This is a genomic window from Photobacterium carnosum (assembly GCF_021236965.1).
Taxonomy (GTDB): Bacteria; Pseudomonadota; Gammaproteobacteria; order Enterobacterales; family Vibrionaceae; genus Photobacterium; species Photobacterium carnosum.
In genome coordinates this window covers 1-3,656 of sequence record NZ_WMDN01000050.1, presented here as the reverse complement: position 1 = coordinate 3,656, position 3,656 = coordinate 1, and the positions used below count along the sequence as shown (strand labels likewise).

The 3,656-nt window shown below is 37.7% G+C and carries 2 protein-coding genes; one reads left to right on the top strand and one right to left on the bottom strand.

The genetic code is table 11. The features are described from left to right. The coding region (locus GLP24_RS19660; RefSeq protein ID WP_232616432.1) for a hypothetical protein at positions 1 to 559 on the top strand (559 nt) is incomplete at its 5' end. A 1,652-nt stretch (positions 560 to 2,211) separates the two neighbouring features. Here GLP24_RS19660 and GLP24_RS19655 read toward each other — a convergent pair. Continuing rightward, positions 2,212 to 3,393 (bottom strand): IS91 family transposase, encoded by a 1,182-nt coding sequence (locus GLP24_RS19655; RefSeq protein WP_232579722.1) that lies wholly within the window; start codon positions 3,391 to 3,393, stop codon positions 2,212 to 2,214. Between the last annotated feature and the right edge of the window lie 263 nt (positions 3,394 to 3,656).

The window sequence follows — 3,656 nt, the reverse complement described above, 5'->3', positions numbered from 1 at the left end:
AACTGTTAAATACCGTCCATTGAGGCGGTTTTTTTATATGTTTAAAATTGTTTATCGTGCTACATTGTCCGCACTCGTCTTTGTTGATTTGTTTGGAGTCCGCACTGTGGAAAATAAGAAAAAAGCCAATGAAACTGCAACATCTGTTCGTAAAGACATGCGTATAGATAAGGATTTATTAGCTAAAATTGATGCTGTCAGGGGTGATGTTCCTTTTGCTGCTTGGGTTAAGCGTTCAATTAAAATGAGACTTGATGGTTTAAATAACCCTACGCCAGTAGAGTCCGTACCTGTTGTTATTAGTGCGGATAAAAAAAGAAAGAAAAAACCAAAGGTAACAGCAAAAACAGCAGCTGTCCGCACTACAAATGAATTACGAGCAGAGAAAACCAGACAACTATTATTTTCAGCTATTAGCTCATTATCATGCACAGAAAAATCTAAAATTATTAATGCAAGATACCCGAAGAATCAGTGCAGAAAAGCAATAGGTGAGGTGGTTTCAAAGGATTCGATTGCGAAATATTGGGGTGAGATTGAAATTGCTTTAGGCTGTTAAATGCTAACAATTTAAGAGGTCGCTTAGGCGGTCTTTATTGTATCTGGACGTTACATAATCTCGGATCACATAAATAGATTAACTGTTAAATACCGCCCAATTTGAGGCGGTATTTTTGTATGTGATGTAGATTTAAAATAAATCCATTTCGAGGTGTTTTTACTTATTGTAGATTTATTTTAAATCTAATTCGTGATTATGTTTATATTTATTATTTTTGAAAAATCATATTTTTTAATAAAACCCTACAACGAAATTGTGGTTTTTTTATTTTTAGCCGAATTAAAACGTTTAAATTATTATGCTGTCGGATAGGGTTCCTTTTATGTTCTTTTTGGGTTCTTTTTGGGTTCCTTTTGGGTTCCTTTGGGTGCTGCATGATATAAGCAGTTGCAAAATAAAGGCACGTTACCGACTGAAATCATTTTGCTTCGCTGCAATAATTACAATCGCGTGCTAAAGAGTAAACTCTTTAAAACTCTTTATCCCTCTACGAGTGATTATTTTACGGCTGTTGCCATTATGTATTTATGCGATAAATATCAGTAATTGTACTTTTTGGGAAAAATAAACATACAAAACATGAGGTTGTAATAATTGTGATCTTGATCGTATTAGAAGAATGCTTGAGATTTGACGAGTTAGAGAGTAACATCTTTCAACGGATGTAAAAAAAGCTACCCTGCAAGGTAGCTTTTTTCGGAATACTTAAAACGAATTTAGACGCTCGTTAAGTCCTACTATGATAGCCATATCACGTAAGATCTTCAAGTGTTCCCTTCAACATCTCGCTATATTATTTGCACCCACTAAAACTACGAACGGCAGAAACTGTTCACAAGATAACGCACCTGCTAGAGTTAGTGAGAGGTTCTCACCACTTGGGGTCTATTCGACATAGACGAAAGCAGACGGGGATCAACATGTAGGTTTAGGCATTGTCTCGGATAATATTGGCGTGATTAGGGTGAGAGGGAGGAAAGCCTACTTCGTTGTAGACATTCAATCAAATACACCACTTAAAACACTGCACTTGTATGCGAGCAAGACCAGAGCACTAACACTAGAATGTTATCTCACTTGTAGCCGACATATAAGTTCCAAGCCGTCGATTGACCTTGCATCATCAAGGAGGTTTGGAGCTACAGAATATGAAAAGGTATCTGTAGGGAATAAGCGATATACTCGGCTCGGTGTCGGCATATTAGCATTCCGAAGTAGCAGCATTTCTTATGACTGAAAAGTCCCAAGGAAAGCTGCTGCTGTGGAATTTTGCTCAACCTCTCTCAATATCAGCATATATCTAACACGCTTTAAATTAAGAAGAAAATAAACTTATTGTTTATAGCGGAGCGAAAACTTAAAGCTCTTTCGATACTGAATTATCGATTGTGTGTAAAGTTTAGGGCAGCTTGTCTGTCCTACTTTTCCACATGAGAGAACCCACTAGACTGACGCGTTTCACTTGTCGATACATGGTGCTTGATGGATAGGAATCTGAAAGATTACTATCCATCAAGAAAAAACGAATACAAAACGTGGTTTTGACCTTTTTCATTATGAGTAGATTAAAGAATGAGAAAATTTGGATGGAATTAAAGCGGTTTTGATCATAAACACTGATTTCGGATAGATCTACCCTAACTACGGCCTTAAATTGGCCTCTGTAACGCAATATTTTCTATTGCTGATACTAATTGACCTACTTTTAATCCTGCTATAAATCCCGTGAATACCATTCGAGCACCACATAAAATGCATTTGAACGGATCAACCTTCAAAAATGCTTTCATCATCGCTGCAAAACCAAAGGTTTTGGCAGTAACAACCTCTTGTCCCAGTTGTTTATATATCAATGGCAATAAGCGTCCCCGTAAACGGTTCGATAAAAAACCAAAATAACGGATCATTTTGAAGTGTTTTTCAGGCACATGGTTCAATATCCTCAGCATCATTTCTGTTTGGCTTAAGGTTAAATCTTTATAGCTTTTACTTCTGTGGTCTAGATAAGTAAACGTCACATCCCCACCGGTGTAATCAGCCAACCGAGCTGCCGCTATCGGTGGCTTTTTCACGTAACTCCCTAAATATTTCGCGGTATGCGTCTTATGAGTGGTATTTTTGGCAATATTAACATTCCAATGACGATTATAGTTTCTGTCTAAAAATGCAGTCCAGGACTGAGGGTTATTGCCTTCCACCTCCAATTCTGGCGGTAAAATTAATACGGGATAATGTGTTCTTAACAGGTTAATGACCTCATAACGCCATTGGCTCATGAGCAAATCAAACTTAAAGGAAAATGATTTCAACTTCCCTTGTCGATTTAAGCCGAATTCCGCTATTGATAAATGAATATGACAATTGAAATTTATTTGTCGGCCATAGGTATGCAGAGCCGAAAAAATACCGACGGTTACCCCTCTCTTTTTCGCAAGCTTTATTAATGTGTTGGCGGCAAGGGAAAACAGGTGATTCAATAACACTCTGTTATATTGAAAAATTAGCCAAAATGCTTTTGGCATAGTGAACGTAATATGCCGATATTTGCAATCAGGGAGGATTGAATTGATGACCGCTATCCAACGCTCTGTGGCCTTTTGGCCGCATGACGTGCAGAGCTTGCTCTTACAGGTATTACATACCCGTTTTTCATGAGAGCACCGAGGGTTGGTGCAACTATACGCTTTAGCACCGAGCTTATGTGTTTTACATGATAATACTTTGACCACTGCTTCAAGCTCTGCTGTGCGAAAAACGTGACCGTTTTTCAGCGCATTATGAAAACATTTATCTAAGGTAAAAAGAGCATTGATACTATTCGGGTTATACATGGTCGGAGCTAACGTAATTCTGATGCCGTAATTGTATTAGATGAACTTACAGCGGGAAAGTCGCAACCGCAGGTTGATGCTCTTGGATAATTTCGTACCTCAATTAACCAGGACCATGTATTTATCTCAGAAAACATTACTTTGTCGTCAATTTCTAATAAACACCGGTCAAACTTTCATTTTGGGATCGGGTAACATTGATAACAAAATAACAACGTCACTTTTTTAACGTTTTATCCGCACAAAATCTCTCAAAATACCCA

Coding starts and splice junctions, on each gene's coding strand:
- GLP24_RS19655 (WP_232579722.1), bottom strand. CDS start 3,393: ATGTATAACCCGAATAGTATCAATGCTCTTTTTACCTTAGATAAATGT.